A 20,435-nucleotide genomic window follows, 5' to 3' on the forward strand; every position below is an offset into this window, starting at 1 on the left:
CCCTGTCGCGCGCCGTCGGCCAGCTCATCGGCGCTCGCGCGCCCGGTGGTGCGATCAGCCCCGCGCCTCCCGCGAACGACGCCTGAGCGTCTTCCCTCGCCCTCGAGGTCCTTCCCATGTCGAAATCGAAACGGGCCGCCCGCCTGGCGGCCGGCGCCGCTGTCGCGCGCGTCAATCACTTCCTGGCGCAGGGCTTTCCGGTCTCCTCGCCTGTCGGCAACTGGAAACTCAAATCCGCCATCCGCATGGCCGGCGACGAACTCGGCGTCGAGCGCGTCACCTTCCGTGGCCGGATCGGCACGCCGGACAAGCCCGGCTCGTATTTCCGGCGCTACGGCCTCAAGCCTGATTGGTCGATCGCGGCCGTGCGCGGCGAGCTGGGAACGGCGCCCGTGCTCCCTGGCTTCGTCATCAAGCGAACCACGCGCAAGACGGACGCGGCCGGCAAGGTGGCGGCCGAGTATGTCACGCAGACCCGCGCGCCCGGCGAGGCCTTCGCGCCCCTGCCCGGCCAGCGCATTAAGGGCGAGTCCGCGCTCCTCGACGGCGACGGCCGCACGATCGCGAAATGGGTCAAGACTGATCGCGAGCCCCTGTCCCCGGCCGAGATGGTCGAGGCGATCCGGTCGGCTTTCGAGGCCTTCGCGTCCCGCGCCCTTGTGCTGCCGCCGCCGGCCGCCGTCGATGACGCGACGGCCACGATCTATCCCCTCGCCGATCTGCACCTCGGCCTGCTCACCTGGCGCCGGGAGACCGGCGTCAATTGGGATCTCTCGATTGCGCAGGAGGTCATCCGCGAGAGCGTCGGCCGCCTCGTCGCCTCGGCGCCGCCCTCACGGCAGGCCGTCGTGCTTGGCCTCGGTGACCTCCTGCACGCGGACGGTTACGATAACGCGACGCCGAAATCTAAGAACGTCCTCGACGTCGACGGCCGCTATCCCAAGATCCTCCGGGCGGCCACGCTCCTGATGATCGAGGCCGTCGAGGCGGCACTCGCCCGGCACGAGCGCGTGCTCGTGCGTATCCTGCGCGGCAACCACGATCGCGAGAGCGCTATTGCGGTAAGCCTGGCGCTCTCCCTGCACTATCGGGATCATCCGCGCGTCACCGTCGACGATGATCCGGGGTATTTCTGGTGGTGGCGATTTGGGCGCAACCTCCTCGGCGGCACGCATGGCGACGCCGCCAAGATGGCGGATCTCCCCATGCTCATGGCCGCCCGCAATCCTGAGGCGTGGGGGCTCACGCGGTTCCGCGCGATCTTCACCGGGCACATTCACACCAAGACGGCCGTCGAGGTCGGCGGCGTCACCGTCGAGAGCCTGCGCACGCCAATCCCGCCGGATGCTTGGCACCATGAGAACGGCTATGGCGCCGGCCGCGCACTGACGGCCGTCACCTATCACGCCGAGCGCGGCGAAATCTCCCGCAACACCGTCAACATCCTGCCTCCGGAGAACGCCGCATGATTATTGCCCTCACTGGCGCTGCCGGGGCCGGCAAGTCGACGGCGGCCGAGATCCTCGCCGATCGACACGGCTTCGCCCGCGTGCGCTTCGCCGGGCCGCTTAAGGCCATGGTTCGTGCCTTCCTGGCGCAAGCGGGCGTCGAGGCCTCTGAAATCGAGCGTATGATCGAGGGCGACCGCAAGGAAGCCCCTGCGCCCGAGTTCCTCGGCGCCTCCCCGCGTAAGGTTATGCAGACCCTCGGCACCGAATGGGGCCGCGACCTGATCGCCCCTGGCCTATGGGTCGAGGGCTGGAAGGCCGGTGCCCGCGCGGCCCTGGCGCGCGGCGCCCCTGGCGTCGTCGTCGAGGATTGTCGGTTTCCGAACGAAGCGGAGGCCGTGCAGGCCCTCGGCGGCCTCATCGTGAGGATCGACCGCCCCGGCGCCGTGATCCCGCTCTCGGGGCACGGATCGGAAAAGGTCGATCTCCCGCGTAATGCGACAATCCTCAACGACGGATCGCGCGACGAGCTTGGCTGCGCCCTTGATCGGGTGCTCGCCGATCTCCTCCGAGCGGCCGCCTAGACGCGGCACCAAGGCCCGGCTGCGCTTTCCCGCGCGGCCGGGCCTTTTTGCGTTTCTAGGCGGCGCGCTTGGCGTGGAGCGTCGGAATGGTGTCGAGATCGGCGCCGATATGCTGAGCCGCGCGCCATAGGCTATGCGCGGCCTGCATCCTCATCCAAACCTGCGCGCCGTTCCCGCAAAGTTTGCCGAGGCGGATGGCCATCTCTGGCGAGATATCCGACTCCGCAGCGAGAACGCGATGCACCTGCTGCCGCGACACCTTGAGGTGCTCGGCCAGCGCCTTGATCGTGATGGCTAGAGCCGGCAGCACGTCCTCTCTGAGGATGGTGCCGGGGTGAGTGGGTGCCCGGTTCGGGCGCTCGGCCGCGAATTCCTGAGCCAAAGCAATCTCTCCTGTCTGTGTGCGGGCGACAGCCGAGGCCGTCGCCCGTTCGGTTAGTGGTACTGCTCGAGGTCAACGCGCGCGGCGTTCTCCCCCTCGAACTCGAACGTGATGCACCACGGCCCGTTCACGTGAACGGTGTACCGTGTCGGGTTGAACCCGTTGAGTGCGTGGAAGTCGAAGCCGGGGAAGTTCATCCCTCCGGGTGCTGATGCGGCGTCGAGCGCATCGAGAATGCGAAGGCAGCGATTGTGTAAGGCAGGCGCAACCTTGGGCGAGGAACCCGAAGCGAAAAGCTTCGCGAGCCCCTTGTGGCGAAAACTCACTATCATACTCTGAAAACAGCCTTTTTTCCTCTAAGCTTGAAAACAATTGCGGGAACGTGTCAAACGACACGCTACACATATGCGCGCTTTCGCGTGGTGTGTCAACTACAATGTTACACCAAGGCCCGGTTGCGCTCTCACGCGCGGCCGGGCCTTTTTGCGTTTCAGGGGATCGGCTGAATGTAGGGATCGATGAACCGCTGAAATTCCCCGAACGTGGCGTGCCCTTCGATGACGGCGACCATGCGCTTGGCTGTGTCCGCTATGTCCGGCACGGTGAGACGGTAGCCGTTGAGCTTTAGGAAGACGTCTGCGGCAACGAAGCCTGTGCGCTTGTTGCCCTGCTGGAAGGCGTGGCTTCGAGCAATAGCGAACATCAGAAGCACGGCCAGATCGCCGACGTCGTCGATCTCGTCATAGGCGAAGCACATGCGCGGACGGTTCACGGCGCTGTCGAGCTTGCCCCAATCAAGCACGCCATGTGGCTCGGGAGTACCGTCGAGCAGCTCTCGATTGACGGCGATAACCGTGTTGGCGTCGAGCCACGTAGGCTCAACGGGCAAGATAGGCCAGGACGGTCGGATAGCGTTCGATCGTCTCGCGTGTGGCTTGCGCGACGTCGACCTCGGGATTGGGCATAGCAATGCGAGGCGCGCGCGCTGCGCGCACCTTCGCCTTCGGCTCGGCGTCCGTGCTCGTCGGCGGCGTGGTGACAGTGTGCCACGTGGCAAGGCCGACGCGATGTGTGCGCTTAGCCAAGGGGATGGCTCCAATGGTGTGCAGCCGTAAGGTGAGGTCGCCCCTGCTCCTTGTCAATCTGAGGCCCGGTTGCGCTCTCAGGCGCGGCCGGGCCTTTTTGCGTTTTCAGGCCAGCATAGATCAGGCCGAATATTCGACTCTCCGAACGTCCGAACCTCATGAGGTCTGAATCTCCGAAGTGTGACTCTCTTGCGGCGCGTCAAAATACGCATGAACTTTTTCGCTGGACGACTCAAAATTCAATTTGCGCGTTTGTTACGTCGTGTTACGAAACCGTTAACCGGGTCGGATACTCGGTGAGGCTAGAAGCTAAACAAAGGCGAGGACAACGCGAGATCGCGAGATCAGACGTAGCAGGTGGCGCGTGATAAACGTTGCCTGCGATCTCTAATTTCTAAGCTGAGAGCCTGTCACTCCCGCTAGTAAGAGCTAGCGTTACATGGGAACGACGACAGTGCGTGTCTTGGAATTGTCTCAGGCTCGGGCGGCTTTGTGTGTGCAGCGGGAGGCGACTCGCCTCCTCAACCTTATTATGCAGGGGCTTGACGTTCGGCCTCTCCCTGACGGAACCGTGCGGTTCACGTTCGACGGGCAGCCAGAAATGATTGACCAACTCGCCATGTTCGGCGCGTTGTTCGAGGACTTCGAGGACGATGAGTGCGAGGACGACGGCGAGGCTGAGGACGATGCGCGCCGCGATGAGCGGGTCGCGGCCGATGCCTCGATCGATCGGTGCGAGCTGCGTGAGATCCGCTCTGTCGCAACCGTGGCTCTGCTTGGCCTCAAGGCGGGCGTCTTGCCCGAGCCGGCGCCGCTGCCCGTCACCTTCACCGAGGGTGCCCTAGAGGCGGCCTAGCCGTGAGAACAAGGGGCGCGGGTGATAAGTCCGCGACCCCTTGCCGGCCGGCGAGCGACAGTGCGTGAACGCCCGCCTCCTACCTCGCGTGTAAGAGCACGACGAGGGTCCCCCCAACTCGCACGGATTCGCGAATTGTTGGGCGACCCTAAAGTACGTATGCGAAACTGCGAAGCTCAGAAGCTCCGAACCTCATGAGGTCCGGAGTCGCAGCGGCTACCGTCGTTTGCGACCGCCGCTCGCCCGGTTGGCCGTCTGTGGCTGCAGGGGCGGAAGGCCCTCAGAGGCCAGCCAGTAATTGATCGCGAGGTGGTGGAGCTGTTGCCCCGACAGCTTTTTCTGGATGCAGAGCATCTTGAGCATATCCCGATCGCTCTCCTTCACGAGATAGCTCACGGGCACGCCCTCCTCGTCGGGCGGCTCCGGCGGCGGTGGGGGCGGAGGTGCGGGCGGCTGCGTGCCGCCATTGCCCTGGCTCGGATCGAACTCGGACAGTGACCGGGGCTTGCGGCGTGGCGGGTTAGCCATTCATCGTCTCCAACGCCCATTGCCAGACTTGCCGCAGCTCGTGTTCTGCGGCGCGTGCGCCTGCGCCTTGCATTTCCATCACGCTCAATCCGTCTATCGGGGCGTCGAGATAGGCGGCGCGGTCGGAGAGGTGGTGCGGGCAAACGGAAACGGGGAAGCGCGACAGGGCGGCGCGCGCATCGGTGGCGCGTCGGTCATTCTTCGCGGCGTTCACGACGATCAAGGCCTTGCGGTCGAGCCGCCGGATAATGTCGAGCGTGAGCGCGATGGCCTCGATATCGACGATGGCCGCCTTGACCGGCACGATGACGAAGTCGGCGGCCTGGACGGCCTCGGCCTCGGCGGCGCCAACCGCCGGCCGCGTGTCGAGAAAGAGGAAGCCCGGCTGCGGTTTCAGCTTCGTGACGGCCGCCTTGAGCGGCGTTTGCCCGATATCGATCAGCTCCGGATAGGCGGGCGGCGGTTCGAGATCCTGGCGACGGTTCCACCATTTCGAGGCGGTGCATTGAGGTGCATCGCGATCGATGATCATCGCCGGCTCTTTCTCGCCGGCTAGTGCGGCCAGGTTGATCGACAGCGTCGACTTCCCCACGCCACCTTTTTGAGAAACTAGGGCTATCACCCGCACGGCATGACCTTCGAACGTTATGCGTCCCGAGGGACAGAGACTCAGAGACTCATGACCTCATGAGGTACGTAGCCGGAAACCGTAGCTGATTCGTATAGGCAGGACGCACCCGGCTTTTTGGGTCTTCGCCGCGCTTCCTAGTCCCTTGAGCGAAAAATTTGTTTTCTCCGCCCCGTTGACTAAAATGTATGTTACATTGATTCTGGGCGTCAAGAGGGAAATCAACGTGACATTGACCGATTGCTCTGCAGCCACGGTACGGCTACCCGCCCGGATCGTGGACAATTCTCCCTGGCAACTAAGAGCAAAGCGAGCGGGCCTCAGCCAAAAAGAATTGGCTGGGTTGCTGGGTGTCGCCGAAAACACCGTGTCCCTGCAATTGCGAGGAAGGTGGAAATCCGGCGTGCCGTTGTATGTCCAAGCTCTGATTATTTCTTGGGAAATGCTGGCTCAGGATCAGCGGGATCGTTTACGCGAGGAAATGAGAAAGATCAGACAAGACCTCGGCGCGGTCGAGTAGAACATGCAAAGAAAGCGTCTTTCCGAGCGCGCCTATGTGTATGCAATTCGCCGCCGCGATGGCGCGATAAAGCTTGGTCACTCCTCGGATCTTGCAAACCGCATGGCAGTTCTTGAATCGGGCGGCTTGAGGGATCTTGAAGTCTTAACGTGGCTGGAGCGGCCTAGGGCCGATGCCGTTGCGATCGAAAAGCTTTGCCATTGGATAGGGCGGGAACGTCGAGTCGATGGCGAGTGGTTTCGGATAAGTAGAAAGGAAGCGGCGGCAATAATTGCGGCGGCCGAGCAACGCTTTGATGACGGGGAGCGTGCTCCTAGTTTGGCTGAAATATCACCAAGCAAAAGAATTACAATAGGTCTATCGCTTGATCAGACAATGATTGACCGGCTAACCGAATGGCGAGCGCGGCAAGATATTATTCCGAATACTTCAGAAGCTATCAGGTCTCTTCTAGCCTGGGCGCTTGACGCCGCCGATGTAGCTTTGAGGCCCATTCATTTGACGCCTGAACCAAAGTTGGGCGACATGAACCGTTCACCCGACTCGGCCAGCCGAGTCGCAACCGAGGGCAACCTGCCGCGACAGTGACCTAGACAAAAGCAAAGGCCCCGCGTCGCCAAACGCAGGGCCTTCGGGCCGACCAGAGATCGACGGGACACCATTTGCAGTCCCGACATTCTCACAGATCCCGCCAGGGATCAAGCAGGAACGCCAATTCCTGCAATGGCCTTGCTTTGCCTGAATGCCCTCGCGGGTTCTCTCCCGTGAGAGCCCTGCCGCGCGCCTCAGCAAGGCGTGTGACCGATGCTCTATGACCAATTCCGCGCGCAGATCGCGGGGGCCGCTCCGGATAGACTGTCGGAGGTTTCTAAGGCGTTGTGGCAAGCCTTCGCCGCCGGCGTGATCGGGGAGGCGGGCGCGACCGAGCTGGCCGCCGAGATCGAGGCCCGCGTGCTCCTCGGCCGATCGGCACCCACGCCGCGCAAGCCGGCCCGCGTCGGCTCCCGGCCGCGCTCATCGGACAGCATGGAACGCCGTCGCCGTTGGGCTGCCTCGGGCTACATGCCCCCGCCGATCGCCGCCCGCTTCACCCTGGCGGAGGCCGCCGCCCTAGCCGTTGTGGCGGCCGAGATCAACAAGCGCGGGGATTGCCGCCTCTCGATCGAGCACGTTGCGGCGCTCGCCGGCGTAGCCCGCAGCTCAGTCAAGCGTGCCCTTCGCGAAGCACGCGCGCTCGGCCTCGTGACGATCGAGGAGCGGCGCCTCTCACGCTACCGCTCGGAAACGAACGTCGTGCGGATCATCGATCGCGCCTGGCTGTCCTGGCTCGCCCTGCGCACTTGTCGAGGGGGAGGGGTTCAAACCGGGACCGGCACGAATACAAGAGATTCATCTTGCTCGAGAAAAGGCAGGCGGAACCCGCTCAAGGCTACCAAGGGGGAAAATCGTTACGAGGTCGCGGGCCGCAAAAGACGTCGGGGATGACAGCCGCGCCAATGTCGAAACAGACTCGTCGCCGCTCACCGCTCCTGCCAATCTCTGCAGATGCTCAAGCTTGCCGTTGTGATTCCGCTCTGTCTTCTCGCCCTGCCGGCCCGCGCCGCTTTCATTGAGGGCAAACTGGCCTTCGCTTGCGAAGATCTCAAAGTTCAACGTCGGCTGGACGATATGGTCGACGACAAGGAGGCGCAAACAAAGCTCATACAGCGCGGCCTCGATACGGGGCAGTGCTCCGTCTTGCCCGAGGGTCTGAAGGTGCGGATCGAAGAAAACTCCTGGCCCTACGCCTGTGTGAGAAAGATCGGCTCGATCGACGCCTGTGTTTGGGTTCGCCAGCGCAACGTAAATGTGCGTGAGCAGCCCTAGGCCACTGGATAGGCGCCGAGGAACAGGTCGCCGAGTGCGTAGCGCCGGAGATAGGTAAGCCGCCGACGACGGAGGTGCTCGGGCCTGTCGTGCTCGAGGTGGCAGCGCTGGCACCACGCGGCCAAGTCACTGCGGGAATTGCGGCTCGTGTCGTGCCGCTTGTGCGCCGTTGCCAGGACGATGCGCGTCACCTTCACGGCCTCGCACCGGATCGCCGCACCTGGCGCCGCCGGCCGCCCCCGCCCGTCCCGCCAGATCCCTCCGGCCAAGTCGAACCATCGGCCGTCACCAAGGCGCACGATCGACGCGCCGTGCGGGGCGCCGCATTGCTGGCACTGGCCGCCGGCGACCTCGAACCGGATCACCTCGGACAGCTCGGCCCAATCGATCGGGTAGAAGTGACGGTGCTCGGGCCGGATCGGCACGGTCTGACCTCAGACGGTTCGGGAATCCGAACCTCATAGACTCCGAATGACCGGTGATCCGCAAGAGCGGCAGAGCTTTCAATCGGGCGCGCGCTTGACGTCCCTATTCCAGCGTCCATAAATCGTCTCAGTTCACTTTCTGGACGTTCGCTTTTCTGGACGCACTTTCTGGACGGCCTCAACAAGCTGAGCTAGGATTCCCTCTGCGTCGTCCGTAAAACGGTCGATTTCTGGACGGGGAGGGGAGCTTGGCAAAGCATCGGAGGCCGGCGCCAAGCCAGCTCGATCTTTTTCGGGCCGGCACTGTGGCGGCAGTTGTGCAGCTCGTGCGGATCAATCCGGCAGAGTTCGAGCATGACACCTTCATCCGCGTCCCCCGCGAACGCCAGTTCCACCATTGGGTGATGAACCGTCTCGACGCAGAGGGCTTCCGGATCATCCGCCACACTTTCAAGCCGTGTGAGGTTGCCGAGCCCTTCGATCGTGAGGAGCTGACTGACGGGGTGATCTGCTATCGTCAGTGGCCGGCGCCGGCCGAGCCGTGAGCGCGCTCCTCGGCTATGCCCGCGTGTCCAAGGAAGAGCAAAACCCTGGCGCGCAAAGGCTCCGCCTCGAGGAGGCCGGCGCGGTTCGCGTGTTCGAGGACCGTATCTCCGGCCTCCGTTCGGATCGTCCGCAGCTTACCGCCATGCTCGACTATGCTCGGCCGGGCGATACGATCCTCGTCGTGCGCCTCGAGCGCCTCGGCCGATCTCTGCGCGATCTGATTGACCTTGTGGAAGGCTTCGGGAGGCGCGGCCTTGGGTTTCGCTGCCTCGAGCAGCCCGTCGACACCACGACACCGGGCGGCAAGCTGATGTTCCAGATTTGTGGAGCCTTCGCAGAGTTCGACCGCAACATGATTGCGGCTCGCACGCGTGACGCGATTGCCTTTGCGCGGGCCGAAGGTAAGCGCCTGGGCCGGCCGCCGCGCGACGCAGGGAAGCTCAAGGCGGCCCTCACATTGGTCGACGCCGGCACGTCCCCCTCGGACGCAGCAAAGGCTGTCGGGCTCGGCCGCTCGACGCTCTACCAAGAGATTGCTCGACGTCGATTGTCCTAACATTCTAAGCCTCGAACGTTCGAACGTTCTGACCACCGAACCTTATAAGGTTCGAACCGTATTCGGCTGTTTCGTCCACACTCATCCACAGCCACCGATTTGACGGGAACATACGGTTTGTTCTTACTTTGTTCTCTCACGAGGAGAACGGAACATGGGACAGCCGGCACACAAACTCACCGAGGCAGAGACGATCGCCGACAGCTACCTCGCGCTCGCGCAGGGCAACCCGTCCGTCGCGCTTCGCCTCGTCGTGCGGGACGCCCTGCAGGACCTCGCGACCGTCGAAAAAGCGCTTGATCAGCGCAATCGCCTGATCTCGCGTGGCTTCCTGCGCGTCAATCTCGTGTCGGCTTAAAGCCGCGCGCCATCGTCTGCGTAACAGTGAGGGAATGCGTCATGGGTGATCAAGGCTGGCATCAGCGTTTGCGGGAACACGACCTCGAACTCGTCGACTTGGCGCGCCTTACAGGGCGGTCGCTGGTGAGCACGCGCGATCTTATCCGCAAGAGCGAGGAGCGACTCCCGGTCCCCGTATTCGCGACCGTGGCGGCGTGGGAGCTGATGAACCGTGAGCAGCGCGAGGAGTGGCTCGCGGCTGTCGATCGAGAGGCGGAATAGCGCCTTGTTTCAGCATCGCTTGCTTGCCGAATTTGGCATAACCCGACGCCAGCTCGAGGCTCTCCGCGCGCTCCGGACCAATCCGACCGGTCTCCGCCGCGAGGCCTATCCGCGCGTCATGCCGCCCCTTGTCGTGCGGGGATATGCCGAGGTGCGCCCATCCGTTGCCGAAGATCCGCACGAGCGGGTGCCGGCCTGGTTTCTGACGCCGGCCGGGCAACGGGTGCTTCGGGCGTTCGGAACCGGAGAACTGAACTGGGCGACTTAGCCGGGCGGCATGGCTGATCATCCCTATGTGCCGTGCCTGGCCTATTATCCGTGGGTGAGGGTGCGCGTCGCGTGCGACCTGTGCCCGAACCGGCATGGCGTGTACCGGCTGGCGCGCCTGGCGGCCCGGTTCGGCTCAGAGACGCCGATCGCCGACGTGCTCGCCGGCATCGCGGCCGACTGCCCCTATCCCCGGCCCGATCCTGGCCCCGGCGCCCGCAAGCTGCAGAAATACAGCCCCCGGTGCCACGCCTACTTCCCCGATATCGCGAACCCGTCGCCGAGACCGCCGGATTTGCCGGCGGCGATGATGCGCCCTCGGCTGATCCAAGGCGGGAAGGGTTAGGCCGAGCCTGGCGTGCTGATATAGACGATGGGCGCGGCTTCCGGTGGCGGCGTGAGGCACTCCGCGAACCGTAGTGCCGCGTCGATCCCGAGGATGCGCTCATAGCGTGCCGTCGTGGCGGCGCCCCAATGCTCGGCCCGATCGATGGCTGACTGCAGCTCGGCGCGCTCGCGGCGCAGCTCGTCGACGTGTAGCATCTCGTTCTGCATGGTTCGGCTCCTACCCTGTCCGCCTAGATCGGCGCCGGCCGCCAGTGTGTCGGCTCCCAAGAAAGCGGCTTCCCGTCTTCCCCTATCCACGCTTCCTCTCGCATGTTGGGGGCGTTCATATCTTCGTATGAGCCGCCAATGCCGGGCAGGTATCGAGCGAACGCTCGGCGGTCTCCGTTCTTGACTTCACAAGCTTCGCTTAAGCCCTCCGGCTCGCCGAGCGATGCTCGGGCCGGTACACGCTGGCTCAGCGTATGCCAGGGCACGGCATGTTCGCGGTAGCGCGCGACCGCATCAGCCTCACCGCACTGATCGGCTCCCATGTATCCCGTGAGCCATCCTGCGATATAGACCGGGTCGTCAGACCACGGGTGATCATCTTCGAAGCCCGCCTCGTAACCGCTCTGCCAGCGGTGATCGCTGCAAGTCACGCCGGGCGGGAGGGTCGAGCTGATCGTCATGTTGGTGCCTCACCCCACATTTTCACCCACGTTTTGCGCGGGCTGATCGGGTGCCGTCTCGCGGCTGTCTGCGCTCTGCGTGCCCTTCGGTGATGTGGGCGGCGTTGTGGGGCGCGGTTGCCCCACATTTCAGCCCTCGTTCGCCGGGCTGTTGTCTTGCGGCGGCTTGACCTCGCCGGAGTCCTTGGCAGATCCGCCGAGAAGCTCGGCGACGCGCTCGCCCGCTTTAAGGGCGTTAAGCGCGTCTTTCCAGCTCTTTAGCTCGGCGGTTATGGCCGGATGACGCTCGCCGGCTTCTATGTCAAATTTGTCTTGGTCGATCTTATCAACAATATAGCTCTCGATCCCCTTGAGGCCTTGGAGCATCTCAAAGAAGGCTCCAATAACCGCAAGCGTGCGTGCCATTTCACCACGATCGCCCGCCGCAATTGCTCGCTCTGCGGCGGCCATTGCTTGTTTTGTGGTGATTGTGTTGTCCGACATACTGATCCCCCTTCGGGCCTGGCGCTCTCACGCAAGCGGACCTGACGCGCTTTCCAGCGCTGCGGCGTCTGCGTTCATTCTGTCGATTGTATCTAGCACTAATGCTTGCGCTCTTGGCTCGATAGCGGAGAACGCGGCGCGCATCTGTTCGAGGTCGCGTGCCTTTAGGAATGCTTCGCAGGCGGTGAAATCAGGTATCTGGCGCCGCAAGAGGCGGAAGCGTGCAGGGTGTTTCAGGCGGCGATGTAGTTTCATGAATACCGACTGAACTCGGCTTCCGGAGCGAGCGAACTCCTCGCCTAAACTTGCGCAAGTCCTTCTTTCGATGAGTAAGGCCCGAAACAAGTATGCATAACCTTGATCAGTTATTGCCGATTGCGGTCTTGCCTTTGGCAAGTTTGCCCTGGCCTTGGCGGCGAGATCTGCGGCACGCGCGACCTTTCGGCGCTCGATATTCGCCCGCTCTGATGAGAGCGCGGCCAGCTTGGCGGCTTCGAGAGTTCGGGCCATGAACGTCTCGCCGCCGGATAAACAGGTGCTGCCCGGCGCGATAACGCCCGCAAGAAAGCGCATTGATGCTGGCGCGCTAGGACATTCCCAGACCAGCACTGATAGTTCCGAAGCTTGCATGATCTGCTCTGGTTTGAAGTTAGACGGATGCCGGTTCCCTATGTTCGACGGAGTGCCCCTCCGCCCTATCGAGCGGCGGCCCATGCCGCGCGCTCTCCCTCGGACGCCCTCGGATCGGCGTCCTCTTCAAGTTTTTCGGCGCCCGTCGTGTAGGGTCGGATCGCGAGCGACATGCGGTTGTATTCAGCGATCAGGCGTTTTTCCTCCCGCCTGGTTTCGGCCTCATGGGAGGCCTCGCGGACGTGTTCCATGTGCCGCAGGATGCGCGAGAACTCGGATCGTTTCATCAGTTGGACTCCCGCTCCATCGCCTTTTGGCCATCTTGCAACGCCACCGCAGGAGCGCCTGCCTCGATGCCGTAAAAGCGATCATGGCACGCCTTGCAGACGGATCGACCGCCGGCGATGGCGTCCGGCCCCCATTCGGGGACGGGCTCGCCGATGTCCTCTTGCACCGGGCCGCAGTACCAGCCGACCGCATGGCGGTGCGGTCCCCATTCCTCGCAGATCCCGCATTCGCTTGCTGGCTCGCCCCAAAGGTGAAGCGTGTAGATCGGGGAGGGGCCTTCCGTCGGCGTCTGCATATCGGTTTGCATATTTGCGGCCTTGTTTTGTAAAACTGGCACAGCGCCCCGCTGCCCTACGCGCCGAACAAGTCGGCCGCCGGCGGTTCGGCCGGGGTGGATCGAATAAAGCCATCGATCGACCGGCCGTCGCGCGTGCGCAGCTCCTCGATCGTCTCGACCATCTTGGTTCGGCCGCGCGCTTTGGCGTCGAAGTAGCTGGCGCCGTAGCGATCGGTCTCGATCGCGCCGGCCTCAATCGCCAGGGCGCGCTTGGCCTTGGCGATATCGAAATGCACCCACGACGCGTCCCGGTGCTTGCCAAACGACAAGGTCGGGTGCCCCTGAATCCATTTCCGGTCGACGCCGATCCGGTCGACCATGGCGAGCAGCTCGGCCTCTGTGTCGGCCCATAGGTGGCACATCATCATTCGGCCGAATGGGAAGATGGGCTGATCGACGTAGACGGGCATGGATCGCTTTCTGCTCAGTGCGTGGTGGTCGCAGTCCAGACGCGCCGGCCGCTGACGGTCTCGACCTTTGTCGTGCCGGGATTGCATTCGGCGTTCTTGGCTGCTTCGGCATCGTCACAAAGCTCAAGCGGGTAAAAATGACCCGTTCGGAAGAACAGGTAGACTTTCTTTTTCTTGATCCTGGTCATGTCGTCACCATTGACCGGCGTGAAGCGGCTCGCGGCCGCCTAGGCGGATGGCGTTGCGCAGCGAATACTTGGCGCTGCCATAACGCGCATGCAGGGAGCGGGGGAGCGTTGCCGTCGACGGTCGGGCCGGGTTCGTGTTGTCCTCGACGTCGGCCAGTTTCACGAGCAGGGCGACAACGTCGCCGCTATCGATGATGGCCTGAATAAAGCCGGCATAGGGCACGCCGGCCGGCCGACTGAGAAGCTGCACGGCGCGCACTACCGCACCGGGAAATTCGGCCGCGTGAAGATCCTCTTGCGTCGTGCCAGTGTCTTCAATCGTGTCGTGCAGCCATCCGGCCGCTTCGCAGCCGTCGGCGACATGGCTCGGATATTCCAAGCGCTCGGCGATCTGACGTGCGCGGGCGGCGACGCGGGCCGGGTGCTCGATATAGGGGCGCCCGCCCTTGTCGAGTTGGCCGGCATGGGCGCGCGTGGCGAAGGCCTCGGCGGGGCTCATCGTTTGGACTCCCGCTTCCAGCAACGGAGGCCGATCCCCGCAAAAAAGCGAGCGGAACCATTCCGCACCGGAAATCCAAGCCGCTGCATTTCTGCGACGAGCTGTCGCCGATACAGATCGTCTAGGCCGTTCTCATCGCACCAACGTCGATAACTGTCGTAAAAATCAGCAACAGTTACGGTCTCGCCTCCGCCGCTGATTGTATTGGCTTCTATGAATTGGGCGACAGTTTCGTCATTCTTCTCAGCCGGTTTCGGGTACAGGGACGCCCTGACTTGGTCCGGCGTGCCGGCGACGCAAAAGCTGCGGTCGCCCATATAGATCAAGCTTGACGGCTCAGCGGCGGTTGCGATCGGCGAAAGATGAATGGCGGTGATTGCATGGGGCGAAACGAGCAGCTTCCCGCCGGGCATATAAGATAGTTCGATCATCGTCCTGTCGTGTCCTGAATTGCGTTCGACGGAGGTCGCCTCCGCCTACGGGCAGGCCATGAAGGCCGCGTGGGCAGCCTGGGCCTTGTTCTCGGCGCGGCGGTACTTGGCCGCCGCGTGCTGCTTGATGCGCTCGAGGCGGTCGACCTCGGCGTTCCGCCGGGTCCACTCGGCGCCTCTGGCTCCGGAGCCGAGCAGCTCGACCGCAGCGCGCGCCCATGCGGAGTCGGCCGCATCCCTTGCCCGGAAGGCAATGGCCGCCCGATCGGCGAGGATCTCGCAGCGGGCGAGCCAAAGCTCGCGGGGGCCGAGGAGGCTCCTCTTTGCGAGAAACAGCAGCTCGTCGCGATCGAGGTCCTCGACCGTGAGACGGGGGAGCGTGACGGCGCGCTGGCGGGGCATGTTCGGAGCACCGAAGGTTCGAACGTTCGAACCTCATGAGATCAGAAGGGGAGGGCGTTGCTCTCGTCGTCAACGTCGACGGGCGAGCGGCTCGACCACTCTTCGCTCGCGTCTCGCGCGCGCATCGGCCGCTCGCTGGGCGGGCGGGGCGGCTTTGGCCGACCGCTCCAGTTCAGGTTGAGCCATAGGCGCCCGGCAGGCGTGATCACGGCGAAGTCGACCTGCAGGTCGCTGTCGCGGTTGATCTCAAGCAGGCCGGCCGCGACGAGGGATTGCATGCGATCGTAATTGAGAGAGTGGCCGCAGCAGAGGTGCCACTGATGATCGCCGTCGCCGGTGAGCCGATAAGGAAACCGCACTCCCCACGGCAGGTGCCCTGTGGCGAGCGTCGAGAAGATATCGAGGAGCTTGCGCGAGCGCGGTGCCCGCATTGCGATCTCATAGCGCTCCTGCTCAGTTTCCCTTCCGAAGCCGGACGGCGCTTTCTTCGTCGCCTCGGGCGCGGGCTGTATCTCACGGATCTTGCGGGGCATGGCGGCCTCTCAGGCGTGGCGCGGATGGGAGAAGAGGTCGGGCTCAGGTTCGATCGCGGGCCGAGGCGCGGGCGCCGGCATCGAGCCATCGGCGGGCGTGAAGAACCCGAGCTGGCCGGGGCAGGGCCGGAAGGGCAGGGGCTCGGCGTTGGCCAGGACGAAGCCGAACCGGCCGACGAACCACGGCGAGTCCGAGTGCGTGACGCAATCGCGGATCTCGACAGCCCCGACGATGCCACCGCACTGCTCGCGCAGGTGATCCATCGGCAGGCCGCCGGCGGCCGTGAGGCGCGCCATGATCGCCGGCTCGGCCTCTGCGAGGCCGAGGAAGTCCTCGAGGTCCTGCGACTTGAGGCCCTTGCCTGCGTGGATCAGCGTGCGGCCGCGATGATGCGTCCGCCATTTGCGGTTTTCTATGTCCTTCCCGAGGGCAACGATCGCCCATGCCCAAGGCTGGCGGATCGAGAGCGCGCGCAGCGGCCTCATGGCCGCGCCTCCGCCTGCGCGGTCGAGCGTGAGCCGCGGCGCGCGAGCATGTTCGAAATCCACGGCTCGAGCTGGCCGAGATCGGGGACGCCCGCGATCCGGCGATGGTGTTCGCGCAGATCCGTGAGGCTGACATAGGCAAGGCCTGGGGTCGGCTCGACGCGTTTCCGTATGTGCAGGGTTCCAGCTTCGTCGCGGTAAGACCATCCGACATTGACGTTGCTCGCCTCGCGAACGGGCGTCATGCCGGGCGTGAGCCACGACAGGCGGATGCGGTGCCGGGCATACAGCTCGCGCTCCGCGTCCTGGGTAAGGCTCGCCATGGTCCGGCACATGGTCCCGGCGCACTCGAACCCTTTGTGCGCGACGAGGACGTGATCGTCTGTGATGGGCTGGACGATCAGGGCACCGATCGTGCCGCCTGCGAGGGACTCGCCTTCCTTGACGTATTTCTCGACGTTGGCGGCCGGATACTTGATCGGGGTGTGATGCGTGATCATCACCTCGATCTCGACGCCAGGGATTGGCCGCTGGCCGCGGCGATTGAACAGACCAAGGGCGCCGTCGATCGAGCAGACGGGATCGCCGTTCCGGCCGGTGAAGGGTTTCACGCGCATCGAACTGGCTCCGGCTAGACGGTGATCAGGTGGAAGCGGCGGAATGGCTCGCTTGGCGCATGCGCGACGCTCGGCCGCTCGCCGGCGTTCATGATGATGCGAGGCTGCCGGGACGGGTGATCGGCCTCGATCGGAGGCGAAATCCTGGCGCCGAGCCAAGGGGAGGGCGCAGGCGGCGCATTGGCGATCCGCTCGGCTGCGAGCCGGGCGCGCCGCTCGCGGTGATAGAGGGTGTCGGGCTTGACCCCGAGCTGGGCGGCGAGCTGCCGGCGCATCTCGGCGCGATTGGCGGTCTGGCGGGGCATGGCTCAGCAACTCGACGGGCTGACGACGGCGGGGAGGGCGCCCGAATGGCCGGGCTTGCGAGCGCGCAGGGCCACCACCTCGGCGGCAAGCTGATCGCGCTCGGCCTTGAGCGCGGGGAGGGCTGACAGCTCCCGCGCGGCCTCGCGCAGATGCATGCGGTCGGGGAGGCGCATCGCGCTTGTCCACGAAGCTTGGTCGACGAGCCGCGCGGCGCGCTGAAAATCGAAGGTCATGACTGCGCCGCGGAAAGGCGCGAGCGGCGGACGCATCCATACCGAGCGACGGCGTCGCCGGCAGTGGCCTCAGGCCGCTCGGCGAGCGCCTCCTGCACCTTGGCGGCGCAACCGGCGGGCGTGACGTCGACGACGAGCGGCACCCGGTGTTCGCGGCAGCCGGGGGAGGGCGCCAGGATGCCGGCGCAGGTCACGAATACGAGCAGCATGAGGCGTCCTTTCGCAGCTTGAAGGTTCTAAGGTCCGGAGGTCCGAAGGTTCGGACCTCAGAGGTCACTGCCGGGGACGATCAGCGCCCTGGCGGCGGCCGGGAGCATCGGGTAGGCGCGCCGGGCGCTGGCGATCCCGTTGGCGCCCGACAGCCCAAGCGGGTGGCTGATCTCCGGAAAGGCTCGGCCGATCTCCCGTCCGAGCCGAAACAGTTCCCGTTGGCAGATCTCGCGCACCCGTTGGGTCGAGAGGCCGAGTTCCAGCGCCAGTTCTGCCGGCGCTCGGCCGCGGGCGACGATCTGAGAGACGATCCGCGCCCGGCCGGCTGCTGTGAGGTGAGCGGGCTTGCGCCGCATGGTCGGGCTAGAACGGAATATCGTCGTCGAGATCGTAGGGCGGCCGTCCCCCGCCCCCCGCCCCGCTGCTCGGACGGCGCTCGCCGGAACCCTCGCGCGAGCGGGTCGAGCCGTAGTCGTCCTGGCTCGGCGCGCTCCGCTGTGGGGGCGTCATCAGCCGGACTTCGCCATTGAAGTTTTCGAGAACGATCTCGGTCGAGAACTTTTCGACGCCGGCCTGATCCGTCCATTTCCGGGTGCGGATCGCCCCCTCAATCAAAAGGCGATCGCCCTTGTGGGCGTACTGCTCGATGACGCGCACGAGGTTCTGATTGAACACCGTCACGCGATGCCACTCGGTGCGTTCCTTACGCTCGCCGGTCTCCTTGTCCTTCCACGTGTCCGACGTTGCGAGCCGTAGCGTCGCGACCTTGTCGCCGCTCGGCATCGCACGGATCTCGGGATCGGCTCCGAGGTTCCCGATGAGGGTTGCTTTGTTGTACATGACGGTTCTGACCTTCTAAGGTTCTATGGTTCTGAGGTTCGAAGGTCAGGCAGCCATCCCGAGCGCCTGCAGGTACAGCTCGAGGATCGCCTCCCGTTCGGTGCGCTCCGAGTGGTCCTGCTTGCGAATGGCGAGGATCGAGCGGACGGCCTTGACGTCGAAGCCGCGGCCTTTCAGCTCGGCGAACACCTCTTTGATGTCCCCGGAGACGGCCGCTTTCTCCTCCTCGAGGCGCTCGATCCGCTCGATGAACTGTTTCAGCTCGTCGGCGGCGACGCCTTCCGAGCTGCTGACGTGTTTGATGGCCGCGGTGTCTGTGGTCATAGCTTCACGGGCTCCGGTGGTTTCGCGTCAGCGATGGCGTCCGCGAGGATCTGAAAGGCGACCGCGGCAGCGATGCCCGCCGGGCTCCGGTGGTCGGCGACCGGCTGCAGCACGCCGTGTGCGGCCTCGATCGCGTCGAGCAGCGCGGCGGAGAGCGTGACAGCCTCGGCGTGGAAGGCGCCGCAAAGCATCCTGACGCGCGCGCCGAGGTCGGCATCGCGGGTCATCGGGCTTCGCGCTCGGCGCAGCGGGCGAGGTAGGCGCGGCCGATTGCGGCGTTAAAAGCGCGCTCGATCGTGTCGCAGTGCGTTACGAGGGCATGGTGCCCAAAGCTCAGGTCACGGCAGCCGACGGCGAAAACGGGGACCTGACTGGCGAGGGCCGCGCCGACCTCGACAAAGGCCCCTTTCAGGACCTCGCCGGGTTCTCGGTAGACGATCAGGGCGCCCGACCGGGCGGCCTCCGCAACGCATCGCCGCCACAGGTCTCTGAAGCATGCCGTTTCGCCAGCGCCGGCCTCATCGATCCAGGTCGAGATGATCGGCACGCCGCCGGCGCGCACGCCGCGCCAGCGAGGCGCGTGTACGGTTTTGCTGGCGATGTAGATCCCGTGACCGGCCTTCGCCTGATCGCGCGCAAGAATGTCCTGAAAGATCGTGATCAGCCGGCGCATGGCGAGCCTCGGAAGTGAGCGGAGCGGGGAGGGCGGTTCGGCCGGGTGGCTCAGATCCGCAGGGGCATCAGGACGTAGAGGCCTTCCGCCAGTCGATCGCCGATGACGATCGGGGCCGTGTTGTCGGCGCCGAGGTGCAGCGTCGTGACGTCGCTGCCCGAGTGATCGAGGATCTCGGCGAGGTATCGGGAATTGAAGCCGATCTCGAAGGGCGTGCCCTCAAACTCAATATCGAGTTCGTCGCTAGCTTCACTCTCGATGTCGTGATTGCGGAGGGTGATGCCGAGCAGGTTCTCGCTGAACTGCAGTTTCACGCCCCGGACTTTCTCTCCGGACAGGGTCGCGACGCGCCCGAGCGCCTCGATCAGCGCCAGGGTCGGGGCGCGCGCCTCATTCTGAAACTGCGTGGGGATCACGCGCTGATAGTCGGGGAACGTCCCGTCGATCAGCTTCGAGACGATCGATGTCGTGCCGGCACTCGCGCGGATCTTCGAGCGCGTGACGATCAGCTCGACGTCGCCGTCGCCGGTATCGGCTCCGAGGGCGCCGAAAATCGCCACGGCCTTGCGCGGGATGATGATGCCCGGCATCAGCGGGTCGAGGCCCTGCGCGTGCGTGGAGTCGATCCGCGCGAGCTGGTGCCCGGTCGTGGCGACGAAGCGCAGCGTTGGCTCGCCGTCGATCGTGACGACGTGGGTATAGATCCCATTCAGATAGTAGCGGGTTTCCTCGTTCGAGATCGCGAAGGCGCACCGGCTGATCATGTCCGCCAGGACCTTCCCGGCTAGCGTCAGCCGGAAGGCGCCCGGCTCGCCGTGATGCGCTCCGGTCAGCTCGGGGAAGTCGCTCGCCGGCAGGGTGCCAAACTGGAACTTGGACCGACCGGACTTGACGACGAGCCGCCCTGTCTTCTCGTCATAGTTGAGCGAAACGGTATTATTCGCTTCGAATTTGCTGACGATCGCCTCGAGCGGCGTGAGCGGCACGGTGAGCGCGCCTCCGCCGCTCACGGCGGCCGGAACCCTTGCGGTGACTTCAATGTCGAGGTCGGTCCCTGTCACCGTCAGGGTGTCCCCGTCCGCTCGCAGGAGTGCGTTCGACAGGATCGGGATCGTGTTCCGGCGCTCGACGGCCTTGAGGGTGCGTTTGAGCGCTGCGAGCAGCGGAGCGCGCTCGATCGACAGCGCAAAGCCGTCGGGCTGGTTTGTCGTCGGCAT

At 64.7% G+C, this 20,435-nt stretch carries 42 protein-coding genes; 12 read left to right on the top strand and 30 right to left on the bottom strand.

The window, feature by feature from the left end; translation table 11 throughout:
• Window positions 1–116: 116 nt before the first annotated feature.
• On the top strand, window positions 117–1,469 hold the full coding sequence (locus MGN01_RS17755) for a metallophosphoesterase family protein (RefSeq protein WP_147048164.1): 1,353 nt from the start codon (window positions 117–119) through the stop codon (window positions 1,467–1,469).
• Window positions 1,466–2,032 carry a deoxynucleotide monophosphate kinase family protein gene (locus MGN01_RS17760; protein WP_147048165.1) on the top strand — a complete coding sequence of 189 codons (567 nt, stop codon included), beginning with the start codon at window positions 1,466–1,468 and terminating at the stop codon, window positions 2,030–2,032. The genes MGN01_RS17755 and MGN01_RS17760 overlap by 4 nt, the downstream gene beginning before the upstream one ends.
• Before the next feature lie 55 nt (window positions 2,033–2,087).
• Here MGN01_RS17760 and MGN01_RS17765 read toward each other — a convergent pair whose 3' ends face one another.
• From MGN01_RS17765 to MGN01_RS23675, 4 genes are all read right to left on the bottom strand, one after another.
• Window positions 2,088–2,414, bottom strand: coding sequence for a HigA family addiction module antitoxin (locus MGN01_RS17765; RefSeq protein WP_147048166.1), 327 nt, complete (start codon window positions 2,412–2,414; stop codon window positions 2,088–2,090).
• Window positions 2,415–2,467: 53 nt separating this feature from the next.
• Window positions 2,468–2,746: a type II toxin-antitoxin system RelE/ParE family toxin gene (locus MGN01_RS17770; RefSeq protein WP_147048167.1), complete on the bottom strand. Its 279-nt coding sequence runs from the start codon at window positions 2,744–2,746 to the stop codon at window positions 2,468–2,470.
• Between the two features lie 158 nt (window positions 2,747–2,904).
• Complete coding sequence (locus MGN01_RS17775) at window positions 2,905–3,303, bottom strand: type II toxin-antitoxin system death-on-curing family toxin (RefSeq protein WP_170246054.1); 399 nt, start codon at window positions 3,301–3,303, stop codon at window positions 2,905–2,907.
• Window positions 3,293–3,499: a hypothetical protein gene (locus MGN01_RS23675; protein WP_170246055.1), complete on the bottom strand. Its 207-nt coding sequence runs from the start codon at window positions 3,497–3,499 to the stop codon at window positions 3,293–3,295. The genes MGN01_RS17775 and MGN01_RS23675 overlap by 11 nt, the downstream gene beginning before the upstream one ends.
• Window positions 3,500–4,100: 601 nt before the next feature.
• Between MGN01_RS23675 and MGN01_RS17780 the strand changes: the two genes are divergently transcribed.
• On the top strand, window positions 4,101–4,355 hold the full coding sequence (locus MGN01_RS17780) for a hypothetical protein (protein WP_147048169.1): 255 nt from the start codon (window positions 4,101–4,103) through the stop codon (window positions 4,353–4,355).
• Window positions 4,356–4,571: 216 nt separating this feature from the next.
• On the opposite strand, the gene MGN01_RS17785 is transcribed toward MGN01_RS17780, so the two are convergent.
• Both MGN01_RS17785 and MGN01_RS17790 read right to left on the bottom strand, forming a co-directional pair.
• On the bottom strand, window positions 4,572–4,883 hold the full coding sequence (locus tag MGN01_RS17785; protein ID WP_147048170.1) for a hypothetical protein: 312 nt from the start codon (window positions 4,881–4,883) through the stop codon (window positions 4,572–4,574).
• The gene (locus MGN01_RS17790) at window positions 4,876–5,511 is read right to left on the bottom strand and encodes an AAA family ATPase (RefSeq protein WP_147048171.1); all 636 of its coding nucleotides are present in this window, start codon (window positions 5,509–5,511) and stop codon (window positions 4,876–4,878) included. Before MGN01_RS17790 ends, MGN01_RS17785 begins: the two co-directional genes overlap by 8 nt.
• A gap of 145 nt (window positions 5,512–5,656) precedes the next feature.
• Here MGN01_RS17790 and MGN01_RS17795 point away from each other — a divergent pair, with 145 nt between their 5' ends.
• The 4 genes from MGN01_RS17795 to MGN01_RS17810 all read left to right on the top strand — a co-directional run bounded on the left by MGN01_RS17795 (window position 5,657) and on the right by MGN01_RS17810 (window position 7,897).
• A complete protein-coding gene (locus MGN01_RS17795) occupies window positions 5,657–6,031 on the top strand; it encodes a helix-turn-helix domain-containing protein (RefSeq protein ID WP_147048172.1) in 375 nt (124 codons plus the stop codon).
• A gap of 3 nt (window positions 6,032–6,034) precedes the next feature.
• Window positions 6,035–6,619, top strand: coding sequence for a GIY-YIG nuclease family protein (locus MGN01_RS17800; RefSeq protein WP_147048173.1), 585 nt, complete (start codon window positions 6,035–6,037; stop codon window positions 6,617–6,619).
• A 216-nt stretch (window positions 6,620–6,835) separates the two neighbouring features.
• Entirely contained in the window at window positions 6,836–7,516 is a 681-nt protein-coding gene (locus tag MGN01_RS17805) for a transcriptional regulator (RefSeq protein ID WP_147048174.1), read from the top strand.
• A gap of 60 nt (window positions 7,517–7,576) precedes the next feature.
• The gene (locus tag MGN01_RS17810) at window positions 7,577–7,897 is read left to right on the top strand and encodes a hypothetical protein (protein ID WP_147048175.1); all 321 of its coding nucleotides are present in this window, start codon (window positions 7,577–7,579) and stop codon (window positions 7,895–7,897) included.
• Here MGN01_RS17810 and MGN01_RS17815 read toward each other — a convergent pair.
• Window positions 7,894–8,322, bottom strand: coding sequence for a hypothetical protein (locus MGN01_RS17815; protein ID WP_147048176.1), 429 nt, complete (start codon window positions 8,320–8,322; stop codon window positions 7,894–7,896). The genes MGN01_RS17810 and MGN01_RS17815 overlap by 4 nt on opposite strands.
• 248 nt (window positions 8,323–8,570) lie before the next feature.
• Here MGN01_RS17815 and MGN01_RS17820 point away from each other — a divergent pair, with 248 nt between their 5' ends.
• The 5 genes from MGN01_RS17820 (at window position 8,571) to MGN01_RS17845 (ending at window position 10,658) form a co-directional block, all read left to right on the top strand.
• Window positions 8,571–8,867, top strand: a complete 297-nt coding sequence (locus tag MGN01_RS17820; protein ID WP_147048177.1) for a hypothetical protein — start codon at window positions 8,571–8,573, stop codon at window positions 8,865–8,867.
• Window positions 8,864–9,424: a recombinase family protein gene (locus tag MGN01_RS17825; RefSeq protein ID WP_147048178.1), complete on the top strand. Its 561-nt coding sequence runs from the start codon at window positions 8,864–8,866 to the stop codon at window positions 9,422–9,424. The genes MGN01_RS17820 and MGN01_RS17825 overlap by 4 nt, the downstream gene beginning before the upstream one ends.
• Window positions 9,425–9,578: 154 nt before the next feature.
• Entirely contained in the window at window positions 9,579–9,782 is a 204-nt protein-coding gene (locus MGN01_RS17830; RefSeq protein WP_147048179.1) for a hypothetical protein, read from the top strand.
• Between the two features lie 41 nt (window positions 9,783–9,823).
• Entirely contained in the window at window positions 9,824–10,045 is a 222-nt protein-coding gene (locus MGN01_RS17835; protein WP_147048180.1) for a hypothetical protein, read from the top strand.
• A 277-nt stretch (window positions 10,046–10,322) separates the two neighbouring features.
• Window positions 10,323–10,658, top strand: coding sequence for a hypothetical protein (locus MGN01_RS17845; protein ID WP_147048181.1), 336 nt, complete (start codon window positions 10,323–10,325; stop codon window positions 10,656–10,658).
• Here the strand turns inward: MGN01_RS17845 and MGN01_RS17850 are convergent.
• The 23 genes from MGN01_RS17850 to dnaN form a co-directional block, all read right to left on the bottom strand.
• Complete coding sequence (locus MGN01_RS17850) at window positions 10,655–10,867, bottom strand: hypothetical protein (protein WP_147048182.1); 213 nt, start codon at window positions 10,865–10,867, stop codon at window positions 10,655–10,657. The genes MGN01_RS17845 and MGN01_RS17850 overlap by 4 nt on opposite strands.
• A 23-nt stretch (window positions 10,868–10,890) precedes the next feature.
• Window positions 10,891–11,328, bottom strand: coding sequence for a hypothetical protein (locus tag MGN01_RS17855; protein ID WP_147048183.1), 438 nt, complete (start codon window positions 11,326–11,328; stop codon window positions 10,891–10,893).
• Between the two features lie 129 nt (window positions 11,329–11,457).
• Window positions 11,458–11,811: a hypothetical protein gene (locus MGN01_RS17860; RefSeq protein WP_147048184.1), complete on the bottom strand. Its 354-nt coding sequence runs from the start codon at window positions 11,809–11,811 to the stop codon at window positions 11,458–11,460.
• 27 nt (window positions 11,812–11,838) lie between these two features.
• Window positions 11,839–12,441, bottom strand: coding sequence for a hypothetical protein (locus tag MGN01_RS17865; protein WP_147048185.1), 603 nt, complete (start codon window positions 12,439–12,441; stop codon window positions 11,839–11,841).
• A 65-nt stretch (window positions 12,442–12,506) separates the two neighbouring features.
• Window positions 12,507–12,728: a hypothetical protein gene (locus tag MGN01_RS17870; protein WP_147048186.1), complete on the bottom strand. Its 222-nt coding sequence runs from the start codon at window positions 12,726–12,728 to the stop codon at window positions 12,507–12,509.
• On the bottom strand, window positions 12,728–13,024 hold the full coding sequence (locus tag MGN01_RS17875; protein WP_147048187.1) for a hypothetical protein: 297 nt from the start codon (window positions 13,022–13,024) through the stop codon (window positions 12,728–12,730). The genes MGN01_RS17870 and MGN01_RS17875 overlap by 1 nt, the downstream gene beginning before the upstream one ends.
• Window positions 13,025–13,080: 56 nt before the next feature.
• A complete protein-coding gene (locus MGN01_RS17880) occupies window positions 13,081–13,563 on the bottom strand; it encodes a DUF4031 domain-containing protein (protein WP_373319187.1) in 483 nt (160 codons plus the stop codon).
• Entirely contained in the window at window positions 13,491–13,664 is a 174-nt protein-coding gene (locus MGN01_RS23680) for a hypothetical protein (protein WP_170246057.1), read from the bottom strand. The genes MGN01_RS17880 and MGN01_RS23680 overlap by 73 nt, the downstream gene beginning before the upstream one ends.
• A 4-nt stretch (window positions 13,665–13,668) precedes the next feature.
• Window positions 13,669–14,163, bottom strand: a complete 495-nt coding sequence (locus MGN01_RS17885) for an HD domain-containing protein (RefSeq protein WP_147048189.1) — start codon at window positions 14,161–14,163, stop codon at window positions 13,669–13,671.
• The gene (locus MGN01_RS17890) at window positions 14,160–14,594 is read right to left on the bottom strand and encodes a hypothetical protein (RefSeq protein ID WP_147048190.1); all 435 of its coding nucleotides are present in this window, start codon (window positions 14,592–14,594) and stop codon (window positions 14,160–14,162) included. The genes MGN01_RS17885 and MGN01_RS17890 overlap by 4 nt, the downstream gene beginning before the upstream one ends.
• A gap of 45 nt (window positions 14,595–14,639) precedes the next feature.
• Window positions 14,640–14,996, bottom strand: a complete 357-nt coding sequence (locus MGN01_RS17895) for a hypothetical protein (RefSeq protein ID WP_147048191.1) — start codon at window positions 14,994–14,996, stop codon at window positions 14,640–14,642.
• Window positions 14,997–15,037: 41 nt separating this feature from the next.
• Complete coding sequence (locus MGN01_RS17900; protein ID WP_147048192.1) at window positions 15,038–15,529, bottom strand: hypothetical protein; 492 nt, start codon at window positions 15,527–15,529, stop codon at window positions 15,038–15,040.
• A 9-nt stretch (window positions 15,530–15,538) separates the two neighbouring features.
• Window positions 15,539–16,015 (bottom strand): ASCH domain-containing protein, encoded by a 477-nt coding sequence (locus tag MGN01_RS17905; protein WP_210246083.1) that lies wholly within the window; start codon window positions 16,013–16,015, stop codon window positions 15,539–15,541.
• Window positions 16,012–16,632, bottom strand: coding sequence for a hypothetical protein (locus MGN01_RS17910; protein WP_147048193.1), 621 nt, complete (start codon window positions 16,630–16,632; stop codon window positions 16,012–16,014). Before MGN01_RS17910 ends, MGN01_RS17905 begins: the two co-directional genes overlap by 4 nt.
• 14 nt (window positions 16,633–16,646) lie before the next feature.
• Entirely contained in the window at window positions 16,647–16,937 is a 291-nt protein-coding gene (locus MGN01_RS17915) for a hypothetical protein (protein ID WP_147048194.1), read from the bottom strand.
• 3 nt (window positions 16,938–16,940) lie between these two features.
• Window positions 16,941–17,171, bottom strand: a complete 231-nt coding sequence (locus tag MGN01_RS17920; RefSeq protein ID WP_147048195.1) for a hypothetical protein — start codon at window positions 17,169–17,171, stop codon at window positions 16,941–16,943.
• Window positions 17,168–17,380 (bottom strand): hypothetical protein, encoded by a 213-nt coding sequence (locus tag MGN01_RS17925; RefSeq protein ID WP_147048196.1) that lies wholly within the window; start codon window positions 17,378–17,380, stop codon window positions 17,168–17,170. The genes MGN01_RS17920 and MGN01_RS17925 overlap by 4 nt, the downstream gene beginning before the upstream one ends.
• A 57-nt stretch (window positions 17,381–17,437) precedes the next feature.
• Window positions 17,438–17,737 (bottom strand): hypothetical protein, encoded by a 300-nt coding sequence (locus tag MGN01_RS17930; RefSeq protein WP_147048197.1) that lies wholly within the window; start codon window positions 17,735–17,737, stop codon window positions 17,438–17,440.
• A gap of 7 nt (window positions 17,738–17,744) precedes the next feature.
• Window positions 17,745–18,221 (bottom strand): single-stranded DNA-binding protein, encoded by a 477-nt coding sequence (gene ssb, locus MGN01_RS17935; RefSeq protein ID WP_147048198.1) that lies wholly within the window; start codon window positions 18,219–18,221, stop codon window positions 17,745–17,747.
• 45 nt (window positions 18,222–18,266) lie between these two features.
• A complete protein-coding gene (locus MGN01_RS17940) occupies window positions 18,267–18,545 on the bottom strand; it encodes a DUF2312 domain-containing protein (RefSeq protein ID WP_147048199.1) in 279 nt (92 codons plus the stop codon).
• A complete protein-coding gene (locus MGN01_RS17945) occupies window positions 18,542–18,772 on the bottom strand; it encodes a hypothetical protein (protein WP_147048200.1) in 231 nt (76 codons plus the stop codon). The genes MGN01_RS17940 and MGN01_RS17945 overlap by 4 nt, the downstream gene beginning before the upstream one ends.
• Window positions 18,769–19,218, bottom strand: a complete 450-nt coding sequence (locus MGN01_RS17950; RefSeq protein WP_147048201.1) for a hypothetical protein — start codon at window positions 19,216–19,218, stop codon at window positions 18,769–18,771. The genes MGN01_RS17945 and MGN01_RS17950 overlap by 4 nt, the downstream gene beginning before the upstream one ends.
• A 50-nt stretch (window positions 19,219–19,268) precedes the next feature.
• On the bottom strand, window positions 19,269–20,435 hold the full coding sequence (gene dnaN / locus MGN01_RS17955; protein WP_147048202.1) for a DNA polymerase III subunit beta: 1,167 nt from the start codon (window positions 20,433–20,435) through the stop codon (window positions 19,269–19,271).

This window comes from Methylobacterium gnaphalii, from assembly GCF_007992215.1.
In the GTDB taxonomy this organism is placed as follows: Bacteria; Pseudomonadota; Alphaproteobacteria; order Rhizobiales; family Beijerinckiaceae; genus Methylobacterium; species Methylobacterium gnaphalii.